Source organism: Lactococcus lactis (assembly GCF_029023865.1).
Lineage (GTDB): Bacteria > Bacillota > Bacilli > Lactobacillales > Streptococcaceae > Lactococcus > Lactococcus lactis.
Window position 1 is genome coordinate 576,492 of the sequence record NZ_CP118969.1, and the last position, 19,514, is coordinate 596,005.

Sequence of the window (19,514 nt, forward strand, 5' to 3'; positions counted from 1 at the left end):
ATATAAAATAGTATAATAGAAATAATGGTTTGTCAGCAAAATCTGTGGGATATATTGTCCCCATAGGCTTTGTAAGCAACGAAACACTACTGTTTTCGTTGCTTTTTTGGCGTCTTTTATATTGAATAAACCAGAAAAGTTATAAAAAAGACAAACTACAGACTTTTCGGTTTTTTTAATTAAAAATTCATCAAAAACACAGACTTTTTTAATCAAATCTAAAAAATAGAGGAGAAAACACTTGGCAGGACATGACGTAAAATACGGTAAACACCGTACAAGACGCAGTTTTTCACGTATTAAAGAAGTAATCGGTTTGCCAAACCTCATCGAAGTTCAAACATTAAGTTATAAAAACTTCCTCGATGAAGGTCTTGCAAATGTCTTCAAAGAAATGTTTCCAATCGACAACTTTGCGGGTACAATGGAACTCGAATTTGTTGGTTATGAAATGAAAACCCCAAAATACACTGTTGAAGAAGCTCGCGCACATGACGCAAACTATTCAGCACCTATCTATGTAACCTTCCGTCTTGTAAATAAAGAAACTGGTGAATTAAAAACACAAGAAGTCTTCTTTGGTGACTTCCCACTCATGACTGAAATGGGGACATTTATCAATAACGGTTCAGAACGTTTGATCGTTAGCCAATTGGTACGTAGTCCTGGTTCATACTTCCATCTTAAAGCTGATAAAAACGGTCTTGAAAGTTTTGGACATACAACCATTCCTAACCGTGGAGCTTGGTTTGAGTTAGATACAGATGCTAAAGGCATTGGTTATGTTCGTATTGACCGTACACGTAAATTAACTTTTACAACTATGCTTCGTGCGCTTGGTTTTGGTTCAGATGAAGAAATCCTTGAATTGTTGGGAGAAACTCAACTTTTAACAGATACTATTGCAAAAGATGTTCATAAAAACCCAGCTGACACGCGTGTAGAAGAAGCGCTCAAAGACATCTATGACCGCTTGCGTCCAGGAGAACCTAAAACAGCAGATAGCTCACGTGGCTTGCTTGTTGCTCGTTTCTTCGATCCAAAACGTTATGACTTCGCACCTGTTGGACGTTATAAATTTAACAAGAAATTAGCGCTAAAAAATCGTTTGCTTGGTTTGACTTTGGCTGAACCAATTGTTGACCCAGAAACTGGTGAAATTCTTGTTAATACAGATACTCTTGTTACTCGTGATGTGCTTGATTTAATCGAACCATTGCTTGATAACGGTCTTGGAAACTTTGTTGTTGAACCATCTGACGACGCTGTAATTCCAGAACCAATTACTTTGCAAAGTATCAAAGTTTATTCACCTAAAGATCCAGAACGTGTTGTTACATTGCTCTCAAATGGTAATCCTGATGCAGAATGCCGTGTCTTGACACCAGCCGATGTGATTTCAAATATCAGCTACTGGCTTGGTCTTGCTGAAGGAATTGGTAAAGTGGACGATATTGACCACTTAGGTAACCGTCGTATCCGTTCAGTAGGTGAATTGCTTCAAAACCAAGTACGTATCGGACTTTCACGTATGGAACGTGTGATTCGCGAACGTATGTCATCTTCAGAAAATGAAAACATCACACCACAAGGTTTGATTAACATTCGTCCTGTAACAGCTTCAATTAAAGAATTCTTTGGTTCATCACAATTGTCACAATTTATGGACCAACACAATCCTTTATCTGAGCTTTCACACAAACGTCGTTTTTCTGCCTTAGGACCTGGTGGTATCTCACGTGACCGTGCTTCATATGAAGTACGTGACGTTCACTATACTCACTATGGCCGTATGTGTCCTATTGAAACACCTGAAGGACCAAACATCGGTTTGATTAACAACTTGTCATCATATGCCAAAGTAAACGAATATGGTTTCATCATGTCACCATACCGTCGTGTTGACCGTGTGAACGGTGTGGTTACTGACGAAGTTGAATATTTAACTGCCGATGAAGAAGACAACTATACTGTTGCCCAAGCAAACTCACCATTGACTGAAGATAGCCGCTTTGCTAACGAAACAGTTATGGCTCGTCATACTGGTAACAATATTGAAGTTGAAGCTTCAACAGCAGACTATATGGACGTTTCACCTAAACAGGTTATCGCCGTTGCTGCTGCATGTATTCCATTCTTGGAAAACGATGACTCCAACCGTGCCCTCATGGGTGCCAACATGCAACGTCAAGCAGTTCCATTGATTGACCCACATGCACCTTGGATTGGTACTGGTATGGAACATCAAACTGCTCGTGACTCAGGTGCTGCGCTTATTGCAAAACATGCTGGTGTTGTTGAGTATGTTGATGGTAATGAAATTCGTGTTCGTCGTACTTCTGGTGAACTTGATATTTACAATATTACAAAATATCGTCGTTCAAACTCAGGGACTTCGTATAACCAACGTCCATTGGCTCGACTTGGAGAAAAAGTTGAGAAAGGGGACATCATTGCTGATGGACCTTCTATGGAAAATGGAGAAATGGCCCTTGGTCAAAATCCACTTGTTGCTTATATGACTTGGGAAGGTTATAACTTCGAGGATGCGGTAATCATGTCAGAACGTTTGATTAAAGACGACGTTTATACATCAATTGCCATCGAAGAATATGAATCAGAAACACGCGATACAAAACTTGGCCCTGAAGAAATTACTCGTGAAATTCCAAACGTTGGGGATGAAGCACTCAAAAACCTTGATGAATCAGGAATTATCCGTATTGGTGCTGAAGTTAAAGATGGCGACTTGCTTGTTGGTAAAGTAACTCCTAAAGGTGAAACTGATCCAACACCAGAAGAACGTTTGCTTCGTGCAATCTTTGGTGAAAAAGCTCGTGAAGTTCGTGATACATCACTTCGTGTTCCTCACGGAGGTGGCGGTATTGTTCATGACGTTCGTGTATTTACACGCGAAAATGGTGATGAATTGCCATCAGGTGTGAATAAACTTGTTCGTGTCTTCATTGCTCAAAAACGTAAGATTCACGTTGGGGATAAAATGGCCGGACGTCATGGTAATAAAGGGGTTGTTTCAAATATCGTTCCAATGGAAGATATGCCTTACTTACCAGATGGTACACCTATTGATATCATGTTGAACCCACTTGGGGTACCATCACGTATGAATATCGGACAAGTTATGGAGCTCCATTTAGGTATGGCTGCTCGTACACTTGGAATTCACATTGCAACTCCAGTGTTTGATGGAGCATCTGATGAAGATATCTGGGATACTGTTAAAGAAGCTGGAATGGCTGATGATGCGAAAACAGTCCTTTATGACGGACGTACTGGTGAACCATTTGATAACCGAATTTCAGTCGGTGTCATGTACATGATTAAACTTCACCACATGGTTGATGATAAACTCCATGCTCGTTCAGTTGGTCCTTACTCACTCGTTACACAACAACCGCTCGGTGGTAAAGCGCAGTTCGGTGGACAACGTTTTGGAGAAATGGAAGTTTGGGCACTTGAAGCCTATGGTGCTGCCAATGTTCTTCAAGAAATCTTGACTTACAAATCAGATGACGTGATTGGACGTACGCGCGCTTATGAAGCTATTGTTAAAGGTGAACGTATTCCTAAACCAGGTCTTCCTGAATCATTCCGCGTATTGGTTAAAGAGTTACAATCACTTGGTCTTGATATGAAAGTCCTTGATGCTGACCGTAATGTTCTTGACTTACGTGAATTGGATGAAGATGAAGTAATGACTCGTCCAGATAATACAGAAATTACTCCTGAAATGCTTGAAGCACAGGAAGCTATTGTTGCACAAGCAGAAGCTGAAGAAGAAGCTTTGATTAACGCTAATACTGAAAAATAAGATTTTGTAATTAATATTTTGAGATAGATTTACTGACAAAAATTTCTGTCAGTAAATCTCTAATCTCATAATCGTCTAGCGTTAAATTTATTAGAAGTGGAGAAAGAATTGGTTGATGTAAATAAATTTGAGAGTATGCGTATTGGTATCGCATCTCCACAAAAAATTCGTTACTGGTCATTCGGTGAAGTTAAAAAACCAGAAACAATTAACTATCGTACACAAAAACCTGAACGTGAAGGACTCTTTGATGAACGTATTTTCGGTCCTCAAAAAGACTGGGAATGTGCTTGTGGAAAACTTAAAGGTGTTTTCTACAAAAATCAAGTCTGTGAACTTTGTGGTGTTCAAGTAACAACTGCAAAATCACGTCATGAACGTATGGGACATATTGAGCTTGCTGCTCCAATTTCACACATTTGGTACTTCAAAGGAATTCCATCACGTATGGGACTTGCTCTTGATATGAGTCCACGTGCACTTGAAGAAGTGATTTACTTTGCAAGTTATGTTGTGATTGATCCTAAAGAAACTGATCTTGAGAAGAAACAACTCTTGACTGAACGTGAATATCGTGAACAACTTTTGAAAAATGGTTTTGGTTCATTCGTTGCAAAAATGGGTGCTGAAGCGATTCAAGATTTGTTGAACGATGTTGATATTGATAAAGAAGTTTCTGAACTCAAAGAAGAGCTCAAAACAGTTACTGGACAACGTCGTGTAAAAATTATTCGTCGTTTGGACGTTTTGTCAGCTTTCAGAAAATCAGGAAATGCATTATCTTGGATGGTCTTAAATGTATTACCAGTTATTCCACCAGATTTGCGTCCAATGGTTCAATTAGATGGTGGACGTTTTGCCACATCTGACTTGAATGACTTATACCGTCGTGTTATTAACCGTAATAACCGTTTGAAACGTTTGATGGAACTTAATGCTCCAAATATTATCGTTCAAAATGAAAAACGGATGCTTCAAGAAGCTGTTGATACTTTGATTGACAATGGTCGTCGTGGTCGTCCAATCACTGGTGCTGGTAACCGCCCATTGAAATCTCTTTCACACATGTTGAAAGGGAAACAAGGACGTTTCCGTCAAAACTTGCTTGGTAAACGTGTTGACTATTCTGGACGTTCAGTTATCGCTGTAGGTCCAACACTCAAAATGTACCAATGTGGTGTTCCGCGTGAAATGGCGATTGAGTTGTTCAAACCATTCGTAATGGCTCAACTTGTTAAGAAAGAATTGGCTGCTAATATTCGTGCGGCTAAACGTAAAGTTGAACGTCAAGATTCTGATGTTTGGGACGTACTTGAAACAGTTGTTAAAGAACACCCTGTTCTTCTTAACCGCGCACCTACGCTTCACCGTTTAGGGATTCAAGCTTTTGAACCAGTCTTAATTGATGGTAAAGCCATCCGTCTTCACCCACTTGCTTGTGAAGCCTACAACGCCGACTTTGACGGTGACCAAATGGCCATTCACTTGCCATTGTCTGAAGAAGCACAAGCTGAAGCACGTCTTTTGATGCTTGCTGCTGAACATATCTTGAACCCTAAAGATGGTAAACCAGTTGTTACACCATCTCAAGATATGGTCCTTGGTAACTACTACCTTATGATGGAAGAAAAAGGTCGTGAAGGCGAAGGAATGATTTTTGCAACTCCTGAAGAAGTTGAAATTGCAATGCGTAATGGTTATGTACATTTACATACTCGTATCGGTATCGCAACAAAATCACTCAACAAACCTTGGACTGAAAACCAAAAAGATAAAATCTTGGTAACCACTGTTGGTAAAGTTATTTTCAACTCAATCATTCCTGAAGGAATGCCTTACTTGAACGAACCAACTGATGTTAACTTGACAACTTCAACTGATGACCGTTTCTTTATGGATGCTGGTCAAGATATCAAAGAAGTTTTGGCTGGAATTGATACTGTTCGTCCATTCAAAAAAGGATATCTTGGAAATATCATCGCTGAAGTCTTCAAACGTTACCGTACAACAGCTACATCTGAGTACCTTGACCGCTTGAAAGACCTTGGTTACCACCAATCTACTTTGGCTGGTTTGACTGTGGGTATCGCTGATATCCCTGTTGTTGAAGATAAACATAAAATCATCGATGCTGCACACAAACGTGTGGAACAAATCACTAAACAATTCCGTCGTGGTTTGATTACTGATGATGAACGTTATAACGCTGTTACAGGTGTTTGGCGTGATGCAAAAGAAGCCCTTGAAAAACGATTGATTGATGAACAAGATTTGACAAACCCAATCGTTATGATGATGGACTCTGGAGCCCGTGGTAATATCTCTAACTTCTCTCAACTTGCTGGTATGCGTGGTTTGATGGCCGCTCCTAATGGTAAAATCATGGAATTGCCTATCATCTCAAACTTCCGTGAGGGTCTTTCTGTCTTGGAAATGTTCTTCTCAACTCACGGTGCCCGTAAAGGGATGACCGATACGGCCCTTAAGACAGCCGACTCTGGTTATCTTACTCGTCGTTTGGTTGACGTTGCCCAAGATGTTATCATTCGTGAAGACGATTGTGGAACTGACCGTGGACTTGTAATTTCTGATATTGCTACTGGTAAAGAAATGGTTGAACCACTCTTTGAACGTTTGGTAGGTCGTTATACTCGTAAATCAGTGCTTCATCCAGAAACTGGTGAAATGATTATTGCTGACGACACTTTGATTTCTGAAGATGTTGCCCGTAAAATTATTGATGCTGGTGTTAAAGAAGTAACTATCCGTTCAGTATTTACATGTAAAACTCCACATGGTGTATGTAAACATTGTTATGGTATCAACTTGGCAACAGGTGATGCTGTTGAAGTTGGTGAAGCTGTTGGTACAATCGCCGCTCAATCAATCGGTGAACCTGGTACTCAGTTGACAATGCGTACATTCCACACGGGTGGTGTTGCGTCAAGTTCAGATATCACTCAAGGTTTGCCTCGTGTTCAAGAAATCTTTGAAGCACGTAACCCTAAAGGGGAAGCAATCATCACTGAAGTAACTGGTACAGTTGAATCAATCGTTGAAGATCCTGCTACACGTACTCGTGAAATTACTGTTAAAGGTAAAACAGACACTCGTAGCTACACTGTAGGTATGGCTGATGTCTTGATGGTTGAAGAAGGTGAATTTATTCACCGTGGTGCACCTTTGATTCAAGGTTCTATCGAACCTAAACACTTGCTTCAAGTTCGTGATGCCTTGTCAGTTGAAACTTACTTGCTCGGTGAAGTACAAAAAACTTACCGTTCACAAGGGGTTGAAATTGGTGACAAACACATCGAGGTAATGGTTCGCCAAATGCTTCGTAAAGTTCGTGTCATGGATAATGGTTCAACTGATATCCTTCCAGGTACTTTGATGGATATTTCTGACTTTGAAGCTTTGAATGAAACTGCACTCTTGAATGGTGAAATGCCTGCAACTGGTCGTCCAGTCTTGATGGGTATTACTAAAGCCTCTCTTGAAACAAATTCATTCTTGTCAGCTGCATCATTCCAAGAAACAACTCGTGTCCTTACTGATGCCGCAATTCGTGGTAAAGAAGATCACTTGCTTGGTTTGAAAGAAAATGTTATTATCGGTAAGATTATTCCTGCTGGTACAGGTATGTTCCGTTACCGTAACATTGAACCTTTAGCTGATTTAACAAATGCTCCAGAAGTAGAAGAAGTTGAAACAGAAACTGTGGAAAACTAATTTTAAATCTAGAAAATAAATAAAAATTACTGACAGAATTTCTGTCAGTAATTTTTTTATTAAATTTACTGACAAAATCATTAAAAACATAAAATATCTGTCATTTTTGGTAAAATAATTCTATGACTTATTATCTCCTTGCAAATCCCAATTCTGGTGCAGGTAAAGGTGCGCGGACTTTGGAGACTTTGATTCCATATTTGGAAAAAAATAATTATGAATATCGACTTTTTAAAACTAAAGCTGCTGGAGAAGAAGGCGCTTTGGTCAGACAAATATTAGACCTTAAAAATCCGGATGACCACTTAGTTATTATTGGTGGGGATGGTACCATTTCACTTGTCATTAATGAACTTCCAGAAGAAGAGGCCTTTTCTTATATTCCTTCAGGTTCTGGCAATGATTTCGCCAGAAGCTTAAAGTTGAAGCTTGACCCAATTGAATCTTTTGAAGCTGCTCGTAGAGGAATTAATCATGAGATTTTTATCATGAATTATCAATCTAAAGGATTGAGTGGCTATGCTCTAAATAATATTGGAATTGGTTTAGATGCAACTATCGTGAAATCTGCCAATGAAGGAAAGCTTAAACAAGTGCTTAACAAATTGAAATTGGGAAGTTTTTCATATATTTTGACTGCCTTGCACGTTTTGATAACTAAAAAACCATTTCCAGCTTTAATTGAAGTAGAAAATCAAGAAATTTCACTAGAAAATGCCTTTCTGATGACTTTTACCAAACATCCATACTTTGGAGGTGGAGTAAAAATTTCTCCTGAGGCCACCAATGAAAATGCAGATATTCACCTTGTTGAATATAATAAACATCATTTATTACGGACTTTTTCATTAATTCCAAGTGTTCTTTGTGGAATGCATTTAAAACATCCCTTATTTTTACACCGAGTGAGTTCTCAGTTTTCTGTAGAATTAGCAGAAAGTCAACCAGTCCAAATTGATGGAGAAATTCATGAGTTAGTAGCTGCTGACAGACTTTCAATCAGTACTGAAAGAAGAATGATTATTTACTGACAGAATAAAAAAACTCCAATTATGGAGTTTTTATTTATTTTCAATTAATTATTATACATTAATTGTTGTATTTTTATACTTTTTATATTATAATTATGCTATTGTTTTTTATAAAAATAGAAATTATAAAACAGAAAAGAGAAAATATGAACTTTGATTTTTTACCGAAATATCTGCCCTATTTTAATGACGGGATGATTGTCACAATTTTGATTTCAGCTTTCGTGGTTTTGATTGGAACACTCTTAGGGATTGTCACAGCCCTTGCCAAGATTTCTAAAATTGCTCCATTGCGCTGGTTGGCAAATATCTATATTGAAATTTTCCGTGGAACACCAATGCTCGTTCAAATCATGCTTGGTTTTGGCTTAATGGGAAGTCTATCTTTACCAACCTTTCAAGTTGGGATTTTACAACAAGATTTGGGGCGCTTGATTCCAGGGATAATTGTAATCTCACTGAATTCGGGGGCTTATATGGCGGAAATTGTTCGGGCTGGAATTGAAGCTGTTCCTCTTGGTCAAAAAGAAGCCGCCTATTCATTAGGAATTCGGCCAAGACAAGCGATGGCAACCGTTATTTTACCTCAGGCTTTGAGAAACATTCTACCAGCCGTCGGCAATGAATTTGTGACAATTATCAAGGATAGCTCGCTTCTTTATACAATTGGGGTAATGGAAGTTTTCAATGGTGCACAAACAGTAGCAAATTTGACTTATCAAACCATTAGCCCGATGTTATTTGTAGCTCTCTACTATTTTGTAGTCACTTTTGTTGTCAGTCGCTTACTTGTTTTATTTGAAAAGAAACTCGGGAAAGGATATGCAAAATAATGAATGAATATTTAATCGAAATAAAAAATCTGCATAAATATTTTGGAAAAAATGAAGTCTTAAAAGGACTTGATATCCAAATAAAAAAAGGTGAAGTTGTTGTGATGATTGGCCCCTCTGGTTCTGGGAAATCAACTTTTTTAAGAACGATGAACTTATTAGAAAAGCCAACAGATGGTCAAGTCTATTTTGAAGGAGTTAATATTGCTGATAAATCAGTGGATGTCTTCAAACACCGAGAAAAAATGGGGATGGTTTTTCAACAATTTAATCTATTTCCTAATATGACAGTCCTTGAAAATCTATATTTGGCTCCAGTTAAAACGGGTAAAATGACCAAAGAAGAAGCTAAAAAAACGGCGGAAGATTTACTTCAAAGAGTTGGACTCTCAGATAAAGCAGAGGCTTATCCACAAGCATTGTCAGGTGGGCAGCAACAAAGGGTAGCTATTGCTCGTGCTTTAGCCATGAACCCAGATGTGATGCTTTTTGATGAACCAACATCAGCACTTGACCCTGAAATGGTTGGTGAAGTTTTAGCCGTGATGCAAGAACTTGCCAAAGAAGGCATGACAATGGTTGTTGTAACCCATGAAATGGGATTTGCTAAAACAGTTGCTGACAGAGTTTTGTTCATGGCTGATGGGACAATTGTTGAGCAAGGAAAACCGGCTCAAGTTTTTGATTCACCAAAAGAAAAAAGAACACAAGACTTTTTAGCAAAAGTCCTATAATTTAAAAGCTTATAGTTAAAGAGAATATCAAAAAAACGGCATGTCTGCTGTTTTTTTTCTGGTCTGTGGTATAATACTAATAAGACTGGTAAAGTGATAGAAGACAAATTATAGAAAAGAGAAAACAAAATGAAATATGAGGATATAAACGAAAATACTATAAAAATCACCTTGTCTTTTGATGATTTGACAGATTATGATATCAAATTATCAGACTTTTTCGGAAATCAAGAAGTCATTGAACAATTTTTCTATGAATTGGTTGATGAGCTTGGTTTAGAAAATCGCTTTGGAAATGTGGGAATGTTAACTTTCCAAATCCAACCTTTTCCTCAAGGTGTTCATATGATTGTTCATGAAGAAGCGATGCTAGGTGAAGGTGGAGAAATTCCAGATGACCCAGAAGAGTTTGAAGAATTGATGACTGGTTTTTATAATAAATTAAATGAAATAGGGGCAGATATGGCGCGCGAGCGAGGAATTACTGATTTTAAACCTGGGCTTGGTTTACCAGGAACAAAAAAAGACGAAGCTGAACAAGAGCCAGATTTTATTTATTACTCTATTCGTTATGAAGATATTATGTCTGTCTTAACAGGAATAAAAAATGTGAAGTTTGCTGATGAAGAATCAGAGTTTTATCGTTATGATGGCAATTTTTATCTTGTTGTTTTGGATAATCAAAAAGAAAAAGGCAAGATGCATGTTGAAAGTACCCGTTCACGAATGATGGAATATGGGGAAGCAACAAAAATGAGTCGAGAATTTTTGCAGGAGTATGGTGAATGTCTTATCGCGACACGTGCTTTAGATGTTCTTAGAAAAATCTAAATATGGTTGATACATTAAAAGAAATCCCCTTTGCACTTAAGTTTCTAATTGTTATTATTATCACTTTTGGTATCTCTGTGATTTTAACGCCAATTATGACTTTTGTGTCCAAAGCAATTGGTGCGGTGGACAAGCCAAACGAGCGTCGTGTGAATAAAAAACCAATGCCCTCTGCTGGAGGTTTGGTCATTTTCATTGCTTTTGCGATTGCGACCTTGTTTATTCTGCCACATATTGTTCATAACCAGCCTCCCATTCATTCGCAACCTCCAGTACATGGCGCAAGTCATCAGCCAATTCAGCTAGTCAGCTATTTTAGCTACATTTGGCCCTTTATTGTTGGTGCTGGAATTGTTGTTTTGACTGGTTTGATTGATGATATAAAAGAAATTTCACCTAAAATGAAACTTTTAGGATTGACAGTTGCGGCGAGTTTTATCTGGTTCTTTACCAACGCCCGCTTTGATAATTTAAAAATTCCTTTCGGGGGGCCTTTACTAATCTTTCCTGCTTGGTTATCCTTTATTTTTACCGTTTTTTGGATACTTGCGATTACTAATGCAATAAATTTAATTGACGGATTGGACGGACTAGCAAGTGGAGTATCAATTATTTCACTGACAACAATGGGAATTGTTTCTTACTTTTTCTTACCAAGTCCAAATGTATTTTTACCGATTACTATTTTTATAATGGTGGCTGCAATTATGGGATTCTTTCCTTATAATTATCATCCAGCGATTATTTATCTGGGAGATACGGGAGCACTGTTCCTTGGTTTTATCATCTCGGTTGCTTCTTTGCAAGGATTAAAGAATGCAACGGCTGTAGCCGTTTTGACTCCTTTACTAATTTTAGGAGTACCAATTACGGATACAATTATGGCAATGGTTCGTCGGAAACTTAATCGTCAATCGATTGCAACGGCTGATAAACGACATCTTCACCATCGCCTAATGGCACTTGGTTTTACTCATCGTGGAGCTGTTCTAGTCATTTATGGAATTGCATCAATATTTGCATTTATCTCCATTCTTTTGCAATTTTCAAGTCGTATCGGTGGGATTCTCTTAGTGATTGCTTGTCTCTTTGGATTGGAAATATTTATTGAACTTGTTGGAATTCTAGGCGAAAATCGGCAGCCAGTCTTAAAAGCACTGAAATTTGTTGGAAATTCTAGTTATCGTGATAAAGTTCTCCATTCTGATGAAGATGCAGATATAGATGAAAACGAAGAAGATATTGAAAATCATTCAATGATAGATGAGGAAATTGATGAACCAACACAAGAATTCCCAATTCAAAATTATCGTAGAAGTCGAAATAAAAAATAAGAAAAACCTCTAATTTTAGAGGTTTTTTGATATCTAAAAATGCCTGTTGTCATTTATTATTTATATTGCGATTAATAAAAATAATGTATGCGAAAATAACAAATTTTGTCAATTTTTTGTTAGAATAGAGACTATAAATGTCAAATACAATTGACAATTCAAAGGAGCGAAAAAATGGCTACACTTGAAATTAAAAATCTTCATGTGGCGATTGAAGATAAAGAGATTCTCAAAGGGGTCAATCTAGTCATCAACACCAATGAAATCCATGCGATTATGGGACCTAATGGGACTGGTAAATCAACATTATCTGCTGCAATTATGGGAAATCCTAATTATAGCGTGACACAAGGAGAAGTTCTTTTTGACGGTCAAAACGTTTTAGAAATGAGCGTTGATGAAAGAGCTCGTCTTGGACTTTTCCTTGCCATGCAATATCCATCTGAAATTCCAGGAATTACGAATGCAGAATTTTTGCGAGCAGCAATGAATGCTAAACGTGCTGAGGATGACAAAGTTTCTGTTATGGAATTTATCAAAAAATTGGATAAAAATATGGAAGTTTTGAGCATGAAAGAAGAAATGGCTGAGCGCTATCTCAATGAAGGCTTTTCTGGTGGTGAAAAGAAACGTAATGAAATCCTTCAACTTTTGATGTTAGAACCAACTTTTGCTATTCTTGATGAAATTGACTCAGGACTTGATATTGATGCTTTAAAAGTTGTTGCTAAAGGTGTTAATTCAATGCGTGGTGAGAAATTTGGGGCATTGATTATTACCCACTATCAACGTTTGCTTGATTATATTACACCAGATGTTGTCCACATTATGATGGATGGTCGTGTGGTGAAAACAGGTGGCGCAGAACTAGCTAAACGTCTAGAAACTGAAGGATATGTCAATATCGCTGAGGAACTTGGATTAGAATATAAAGAAGAAGTTTAAGGAAAGGAGATAGTAAGTTATTTTTGCTTACTGACAGAGCTGTCAGTAAGTCTAAAGTTCATTAATTTACTGACAGAATGTTTTGTCTGCAAATTAGTGAACTCAGTTAAGAAAATGCAAACTTGCTAATATTAATTATGAATCAAGAAATCTTAAACTTTTCACAAATGCATGCTGAACCAGCTTGGTTATCAGATTTACGTCAAAAAGCTGCACTTGAATTTGAAAATCTAGAATTACCTAATATTGAACGAGTAAAAATTAATCGTTGGGGCTTAGACCATTTAACAATTTCTGAAAACGAAGAAATTGGATCTGTTCCTACTTTTACGGAAATTCCAAATCATCCTTTGCTTGTTCAAGTCGGAAGTCAAACAGTTATGGAACAAATGACACCAAATTTGGCTGAACAAGGCGTAATTTTCACAGATTTCAATTCAGCTTTAACCGAAATTCCAGAACTGATTGAGGAAAATTTTGGTTCTGTGGTTCCATTTAATGAAAGTCGTTTAACAGCAGCAAATACTGCGACATTTAATTCTGGATTAGTTCTTTATGTTCCAGATGGTGTGGAAGTTCTTGAACCCATTGAATCAATTTTGATGCAAGAGGGTTCATCAGAAGTTCCTTTTAATAAACGAATTTTAATTATCGTTGGAAAAAATGCCAAAGTTGACTACCTTGAACGTTTGGAAACAAGTGGCGAGCAAAGCTCAAAGGTAAAAGCAAATATTGTCGTTGAAGTAATTGCAAAAGCAGGGGCTCAAGTCAAATTTGCAGCCATTGACCGTTTAGGAGAAAATGTTACAGCTTCAGTTGTTCGTCGCGGATTGATTGGTGATAATGCAACAGTTGACTGGTCTGTTGGTGTCATGAATGACGGAAATGTTGTTGCTGACTTTGATAGTGACCTCAAAGGGAATGGTTCTCATTCACAAATTAAAGTGGTTGGGATTTCAACAGGTCATCAAACGCAAGGAATTGATACAAGAGTGACTAATTTTGGTCTAAATTCGGTTGGTCATATCTTGCAAAATGGTGTAATTCTTGATAAAGGAACTTTGACATTTAATGCCATTGGTCATATTATCAAAGGGGCGAAAAATGCGGATGCCCAACAATCTTCTCATGTTTTAATGCTTTCTGATAAAGGACGAGGAGATGCAAATCCAATTCTCTTGATTGATGAAAATGAAGTAACTGCGGGTCACGCAGCTTCTGTTGGTCAGGTAGATGAGGAAGATTTATTCTATCTTCAATCTCGTGGACTTGATGAAGAAACTGCTAAACGACTTGTTATTCGAGGATTTCTTGGTTCAGTTGTCAGTGAAATTCCTGTCAAATCAGTCCAAGCAGAATTTATTGAAACTATTGAAAGAAAGCTGGGCATGTAATGCTTGAAGGCATCAATAAAGATTTTCCAGTATTGAATCAAATTGTTAATGATGAACCTTTGGTCTATTTGGACAATGCGGCAACGACTCAAAAACCTTTGAAGGTTTTGGCTGCAATAAAAGATTATTATGAAAATGATAATGCTAATGTCCACCGTGGTGTTCATACTTTGGCAGAACGAGCAACTGAAAAATACGAAGCGGCGCGTGAAAAAGTCCGTCAGTTCATCAATGCTAAATCAACAAAAGAAGTTTTGTTTACTAGAGGAACAACAACTTCAATCAACTGGGTTGCTCAGTTTGCCGGGCAAATCTTAAAAGCAGGGGATGAAATTGTCATTTCGATTATGGAACACCATTCTAATATTGTTCCTTGGCAAGAAGTTGCTAAGAAAACCGGAGCAATCTTAAAGTTTGTCTATCTTAAAGATGGTCAGCTAGATATGGATGATTTACGTAAAAAAATCACTAATCAAACTAAATTTGTATCGATTGCTCATGTTTCTAATGTATTAGGGACAATTAATCCAGTAGAAGAAATTACCAAAATTGCTCATGAACACGGTGCTTACATGGTGGTTGATGGTGCACAATCTACACCACATATGGCGATTGACCTTCAAAAAATGGATGTCGATTTCTTTGCTTTCTCAGGTCACAAAATGATGGGACCAACCGGAATTGGTGTACTTTATGGCAAGGAAGAACTTCTAAATCAATTTGAACCTGTCGAATTTGGGGGAGAAATGATTGATTTTGTTTATGAAAGTCATTCAACATGGACAGAACTTCCTTGGAAATTTGAAGCTGGCACACCTAATATTGCGGGTGCTATTGCTTTAGGAGCTGCGATTGATTATATTCAAGAGCTTGGGATTGACCAAATTCATCAGCACGAAATTGAATTGATTGATTACCTAATGCCAAAACTTCAAGAAATTGAAGGCTTAAAGATTTATGGACCGAAAGATAATGTAAAAAGAGGCGGTCTAATTGCTTTTAATATTGAAGGACTTCATCCACATGATGTCGCAACTGCCCTTGATATGGAGGGGGTAGCTGTAAGAGCTGGTCACCATTGTGCTCAACCTTTATTGAATTATCTCGAAACTCCGGCAACTGCTAGAGCAAGCTTTTATCTTTATAATACAAAAGCAGGTTGTGATAAATTAGTTGAAGCACTTAAAAAAACAAAGGAGTTTTTCAACCTTGATTAATATGCTTAATTGGGTCGCCTCCCTCCCACTTTGGTTGGCAACCACATTTTTATTTGTTGTTGTTTTCTTTAGAGCTCAATGTACTTTTTGGTTAGGAAAATTGAGTTATCATGGAATTTTGAAAACGAAGTGGGGCAAAAAACTTGAGAAAAATTCAGAGACTTCCGCTGGAATTTTAGCCATTCAAAAAATGGGTTGGCCAATTATTCCTCTGTCTTTTTTAACAGTCGGTTTTCAAACTGCTGTTCAATTTGGCGCTGGCCTAACAAATTGGTCTTGGTATAAATACACATTGGCTGCGATTCCAGGATACTTAGCTTGGGGATTTATCTATGCCTCAGGAGGACTAAGCCTATTTCGTTCACTCGTTCAGGGTTCGATTGGCTTACTCATTCTATTTATCATCATCATTTTAGCTGTGGTAATTGCAGCAAACCTCGTCCTTCGTTATATTCGTAAAAATGGAATAAAAACGGATGATTAGAGAAAAAGAATAATCAAAAAGTTACTGACAGAAATTTTATAAGTCATTAAAGAAGGCTGTCAGTAACTTTTAGAATTTATTTTTATCAATATTAAAATAAAGAAAGTGTGAAAATGTGGCTTTATCTAAATTAGATAATCTATATCGTGCAGTAATTCTTGACCACTCATCAAATCCACGTCATGCTGGAGAATTACAGACAGGATGTATGGTTGACCTCAACAATCCAACCTGTGGTGATGTGATTCGCCTGACTGTTGAATTTGAAAATGATGCCATTTCAAACATTGCTTTTAGCGGTCATGGCTGCACAATCTCAACAGCTTCAGCTTCAATGATGACCGTTGCTGTTCTTGGAAAAACAAAAGAAGAAGCAAAAGAGCTGGCAACTATTTTTTCAGCAATGGTGACCGGTGAAACTGACGAACGACAAGAAAAACTTGGAGATGCTCAGTTTCTTGCAGGGGTTAGTAAATTTCCAGCTCGAGTAAAATGCTCCACTCTGGCTTGGAATGCCCTAAAAAAAGCCATTGATGTTGGTGAAGCACAAGAAACAGTAATTCATGGCGAATAGCTAAAAGTTACTGACAGATTTTTTATCAGTAAATAAAAACTCGTCAGTAAAACTGAGAAGTCTGTCAGTAAAAAGCGATTGAATTGAGCTTTTTATCAATGGATGAAGGATTTGTCAGCAAAGCTGACAAGTCTGTCAGTAATAAATATGCCAAAGAGGAAGAAAAATGACAGAAAATAGTACACAAGAAGTCGTCAAAGACCTCGAAGAATATAAATTTGGATTTCACGATAATGCAGAACTTGAATTCACAACAGGTTTAGGTTTGACCGAAGAAGTTATTCGCGAAATTTCTGAAACAAAAAATGAACCTGAGTGGATGTTAGAGTTTCGTCTGAAATCTTTTGAAGCTTTTAAAAAATTGGACATGCCAAAATGGGGCCCAGATCTTTCTGGTATTGATTTTAATGATATTGTTTATTATCAAAAACCATCAGCAAAAGCTGCGCGTTCTTGGGAAGACGTTCCTCAAGAAATCAAAGACACGTTTGAAAAAATTGGTATTCCAGAAGCTGAACGTTCATATTTGGCAGGAGCTTCTGCTCAATATGAATCAGAAGTTGTTTATCATAATATGAAAGATGAATTTGAAAAATTAGGAATTATTTTCACTGACACTGATTCAGGATTACGTGACTATCCAGAAATTTTCAAAAAATATTTCAGCAAACTCGTTCCACCAACGGATAACAAATTGGCAGCCTTAAATTCTGCCGTTTGGTCTGGTGGGTCATTTGTCTATGTTCCTAAAGGAGTCAAATGTGAGATTCCGATTCAAGCCTATTTCCGTATTAACAACGAAAAATCAGGACAGTTTGAGCGGACATTGATTATTGTTGAAGAAGGGGCGTCTATTCAGTACGTTGAAGGATGTACTGCACCAACTTACTCTGCAAGTTCACTTCATGCAGCAGTGGTTGAAATCTTTGTTGAAGAGGGTGGTTATATGCGCTACTCTACTATTCAAAACTGGTCAGATAACGTCTATAATCTGGTTACCAAACGTGCTGCTGCAGAAAAAAATGCGACGGTTGAATGGATTGACGGAAACTTAGGGTCAAAAGTATCCATGAAATACCCAGCCGTTCATTTGAATGGACCAGGAGCGCGTGGAACAATGCTTTCAATCGCTTTTGCTGGAGCAAACCAAAATCAAGACACAGGTGCTAAAATGATTCATAACGCACCAAATACTTCAAGTTCAATCATTTCTAAGTCTATTGCCAAAAATGGTGGAGCAGTCAATTACCGTGGACAAGTTACTTTTGGAAAAAATTCTAAAAAATCTGCTTCTCATATTGAATGTGACACAATTTTAATGGATGATTTATCAAAATCAGATACCGTACCATTCAATGAAATTCATAATTCACAAGTCGCCTTGGAACACGAGGCGAAAGTGTCAAAAATTTCAGAAGAACAACTCTATTATTTGATGAGTCGTGGACTTACAGAAAAAGAAGCAACTGATATGATTGTCATGGGCTTCATTGAACCCTTTACCAAAGAATTGCCAATGGAATACGCTGTTGAATTAAATCGCTTGATTTCTTATTCAATGGAGGGTTCTATCGGGTAAAATAAAAAAACTGCTCCCTTGATTTTGGGGAGTATTTTTTTATGATTTATATCTTACTTAGTTTGTGATATTAGAGAAAATAGGTACAATGAAAACTCTGATAGAATCACTTTAAATAATAAAGAGGATTAATCTAAATTTTATTTTTTCATAATTCGTTGAATAATATTTTCAACAGGCTCAATTTTTTCAAGATAAGCAGAAGAGCTACCAGCCATAAATGCACCATTGATTAAATCACCTTTTTCTACTGCGGCTTTCAATGATTTATTTAAAGGATATTCTGATGAGATATTTAATAGTCTGGTCAGATGGCCATTCTTATCTGAGATTAAACTTGTTCCATTTTCTTCACCTTTGCAGATTAATTCTTGGTAAATTGGTGAAATTTGACATTCTTTTGCCAATAAAAAGGCGGTGCCAACTTGTACTCCATTTGCACCTAAAATATTAGCCAAAGAAGCAGTATGGTGATTATAAATTCCACCAGCAGCGATGAGCGGTAAGGGACAGATTGGAGCAATTTCTTTGAGAAGTGACGCCAAGTTTTGGATCCCCACGTGACCTCCTGCTTCATTTCCTTCTACAATGATTCCGGAGATAGGAAGTTTTAACATTTTTAGGGCAATTTCTTTATTGGGAACCACAGGGAAAAGTTTGATATTATTAGCAATTATAGTATCAATAATTTCTTTAGGACTCCCTGCACCAGTTGTCACTACTGATATTTTTTCTTCACAAATCACTTCTAAAAGTTGCTTGATATTTTTATCGAGTAACATTAAATTAACGCCAAAAGGCTGTGAAGTGAGAGTTTTTGTTTTTCTTATCATTCTTCTCAGTTCATTTGCTGTCCGTCCGCCGCTACCAATAATTCCCAAAGCTCCATTGTTTGAAACAGCAGCTACTAATTCAGCATTAGAAGCCCAAGCCATTCCACCTTGAAAAAGAGGATATTTTATTCCTAATTCGTGATACCAAGTCATTTAATTCT

The 19,514-nt window shown here is 37.4% G+C and carries 14 protein-coding genes; 13 read left to right on the forward strand and 1 reads right to left on the reverse strand.

Translation table 11 applies throughout. The annotated features are described in order from the left end of the window. The first annotated feature begins 241 nt into the window (after nucleotides 1-241). The 13 genes from rpoB to sufB all read left to right on the forward strand — a co-directional run bounded on the left by rpoB (nucleotide 242) and on the right by sufB (nucleotide 18,520). Complete coding sequence (rpoB, locus tag PYW37_RS03050; RefSeq protein ID WP_017864927.1) at nucleotides 242-3,832, forward strand: DNA-directed RNA polymerase subunit beta; 3,591 nt, start codon at nucleotides 242-244, stop codon at nucleotides 3,830-3,832. 108 nt (nucleotides 3,833-3,940) lie between these two features. After that, entirely contained in the window at nucleotides 3,941-7,564 is a 3,624-nt protein-coding gene (rpoC, locus tag PYW37_RS03055; RefSeq protein WP_025016991.1) for a DNA-directed RNA polymerase subunit beta', read from the forward strand. Between the two features lie 122 nt (nucleotides 7,565-7,686). Next, nucleotides 7,687-8,595, forward strand: a complete 909-nt coding sequence (locus PYW37_RS03060) for a diacylglycerol/lipid kinase family protein (RefSeq protein WP_039115860.1) — start codon at nucleotides 7,687-7,689, stop codon at nucleotides 8,593-8,595. A gap of 146 nt (nucleotides 8,596-8,741) precedes the next feature. Beyond that, complete coding sequence (locus tag PYW37_RS03065; protein ID WP_004255158.1) at nucleotides 8,742-9,428, forward strand: amino acid ABC transporter permease; 687 nt, start codon at nucleotides 8,742-8,744, stop codon at nucleotides 9,426-9,428. Continuing rightward, nucleotides 9,428-10,162, forward strand: coding sequence for an amino acid ABC transporter ATP-binding protein (locus tag PYW37_RS03070; protein WP_023188515.1), 735 nt, complete (start codon nucleotides 9,428-9,430; stop codon nucleotides 10,160-10,162). The genes PYW37_RS03065 and PYW37_RS03070 overlap by 1 nt, the downstream gene beginning before the upstream one ends. A gap of 129 nt (nucleotides 10,163-10,291) precedes the next feature. Then, nucleotides 10,292-10,993, forward strand: coding sequence for an adaptor protein MecA (locus PYW37_RS03075; RefSeq protein ID WP_004255173.1), 702 nt, complete (start codon nucleotides 10,292-10,294; stop codon nucleotides 10,991-10,993). Nucleotides 10,994-10,995: 2 nt separating this feature from the next. Continuing rightward, nucleotides 10,996-12,327 (forward strand): glycosyltransferase family 4 protein, encoded by a 1,332-nt coding sequence (locus tag PYW37_RS03080; RefSeq protein ID WP_021722251.1) that lies wholly within the window; start codon nucleotides 10,996-10,998, stop codon nucleotides 12,325-12,327. 174 nt (nucleotides 12,328-12,501) lie between these two features. Next, nucleotides 12,502-13,272 carry a Fe-S cluster assembly ATPase SufC gene (gene sufC, locus PYW37_RS03085; protein ID WP_004255181.1) on the forward strand — a complete coding sequence of 257 codons (771 nt, stop codon included), beginning with the start codon at nucleotides 12,502-12,504 and terminating at the stop codon, nucleotides 13,270-13,272. Between the two features lie 137 nt (nucleotides 13,273-13,409). Beyond that, entirely contained in the window at nucleotides 13,410-14,666 is a 1,257-nt protein-coding gene (sufD, locus tag PYW37_RS03090; protein WP_021722250.1) for a Fe-S cluster assembly protein SufD, read from the forward strand. Continuing rightward, entirely contained in the window at nucleotides 14,666-15,883 is a 1,218-nt protein-coding gene (locus tag PYW37_RS03095; RefSeq protein WP_023188516.1) for a cysteine desulfurase, read from the forward strand. The genes sufD and PYW37_RS03095 overlap by 1 nt, the downstream gene beginning before the upstream one ends. A gap of 1 nt (nucleotide 15,884) precedes the next feature. Continuing rightward, on the forward strand, nucleotides 15,885-16,367 hold the full coding sequence (locus tag PYW37_RS03100) for a hypothetical protein (protein WP_010906139.1): 483 nt from the start codon (nucleotides 15,885-15,887) through the stop codon (nucleotides 16,365-16,367). A 115-nt stretch (nucleotides 16,368-16,482) separates the two neighbouring features. Next, complete coding sequence (gene sufU / locus PYW37_RS03105) at nucleotides 16,483-16,941, forward strand: Fe-S cluster assembly sulfur transfer protein SufU (RefSeq protein ID WP_023188517.1); 459 nt, start codon at nucleotides 16,483-16,485, stop codon at nucleotides 16,939-16,941. 166 nt (nucleotides 16,942-17,107) lie between these two features. Next, nucleotides 17,108-18,520 carry a Fe-S cluster assembly protein SufB gene (gene sufB / locus PYW37_RS03110; protein WP_004255207.1) on the forward strand — a complete coding sequence of 471 codons (1,413 nt, stop codon included), beginning with the start codon at nucleotides 17,108-17,110 and terminating at the stop codon, nucleotides 18,518-18,520. A 140-nt stretch (nucleotides 18,521-18,660) separates the two neighbouring features. Here the strand turns inward: sufB and PYW37_RS03115 are convergent, their stop codons facing one another. Further along, nucleotides 18,661-19,506: an NAD(P)H-dependent flavin oxidoreductase gene (locus PYW37_RS03115; protein ID WP_025016989.1), complete on the reverse strand. Its 846-nt coding sequence runs from the start codon at nucleotides 19,504-19,506 to the stop codon at nucleotides 18,661-18,663. Between the last annotated feature and the right edge of the window lie 8 nt (nucleotides 19,507-19,514).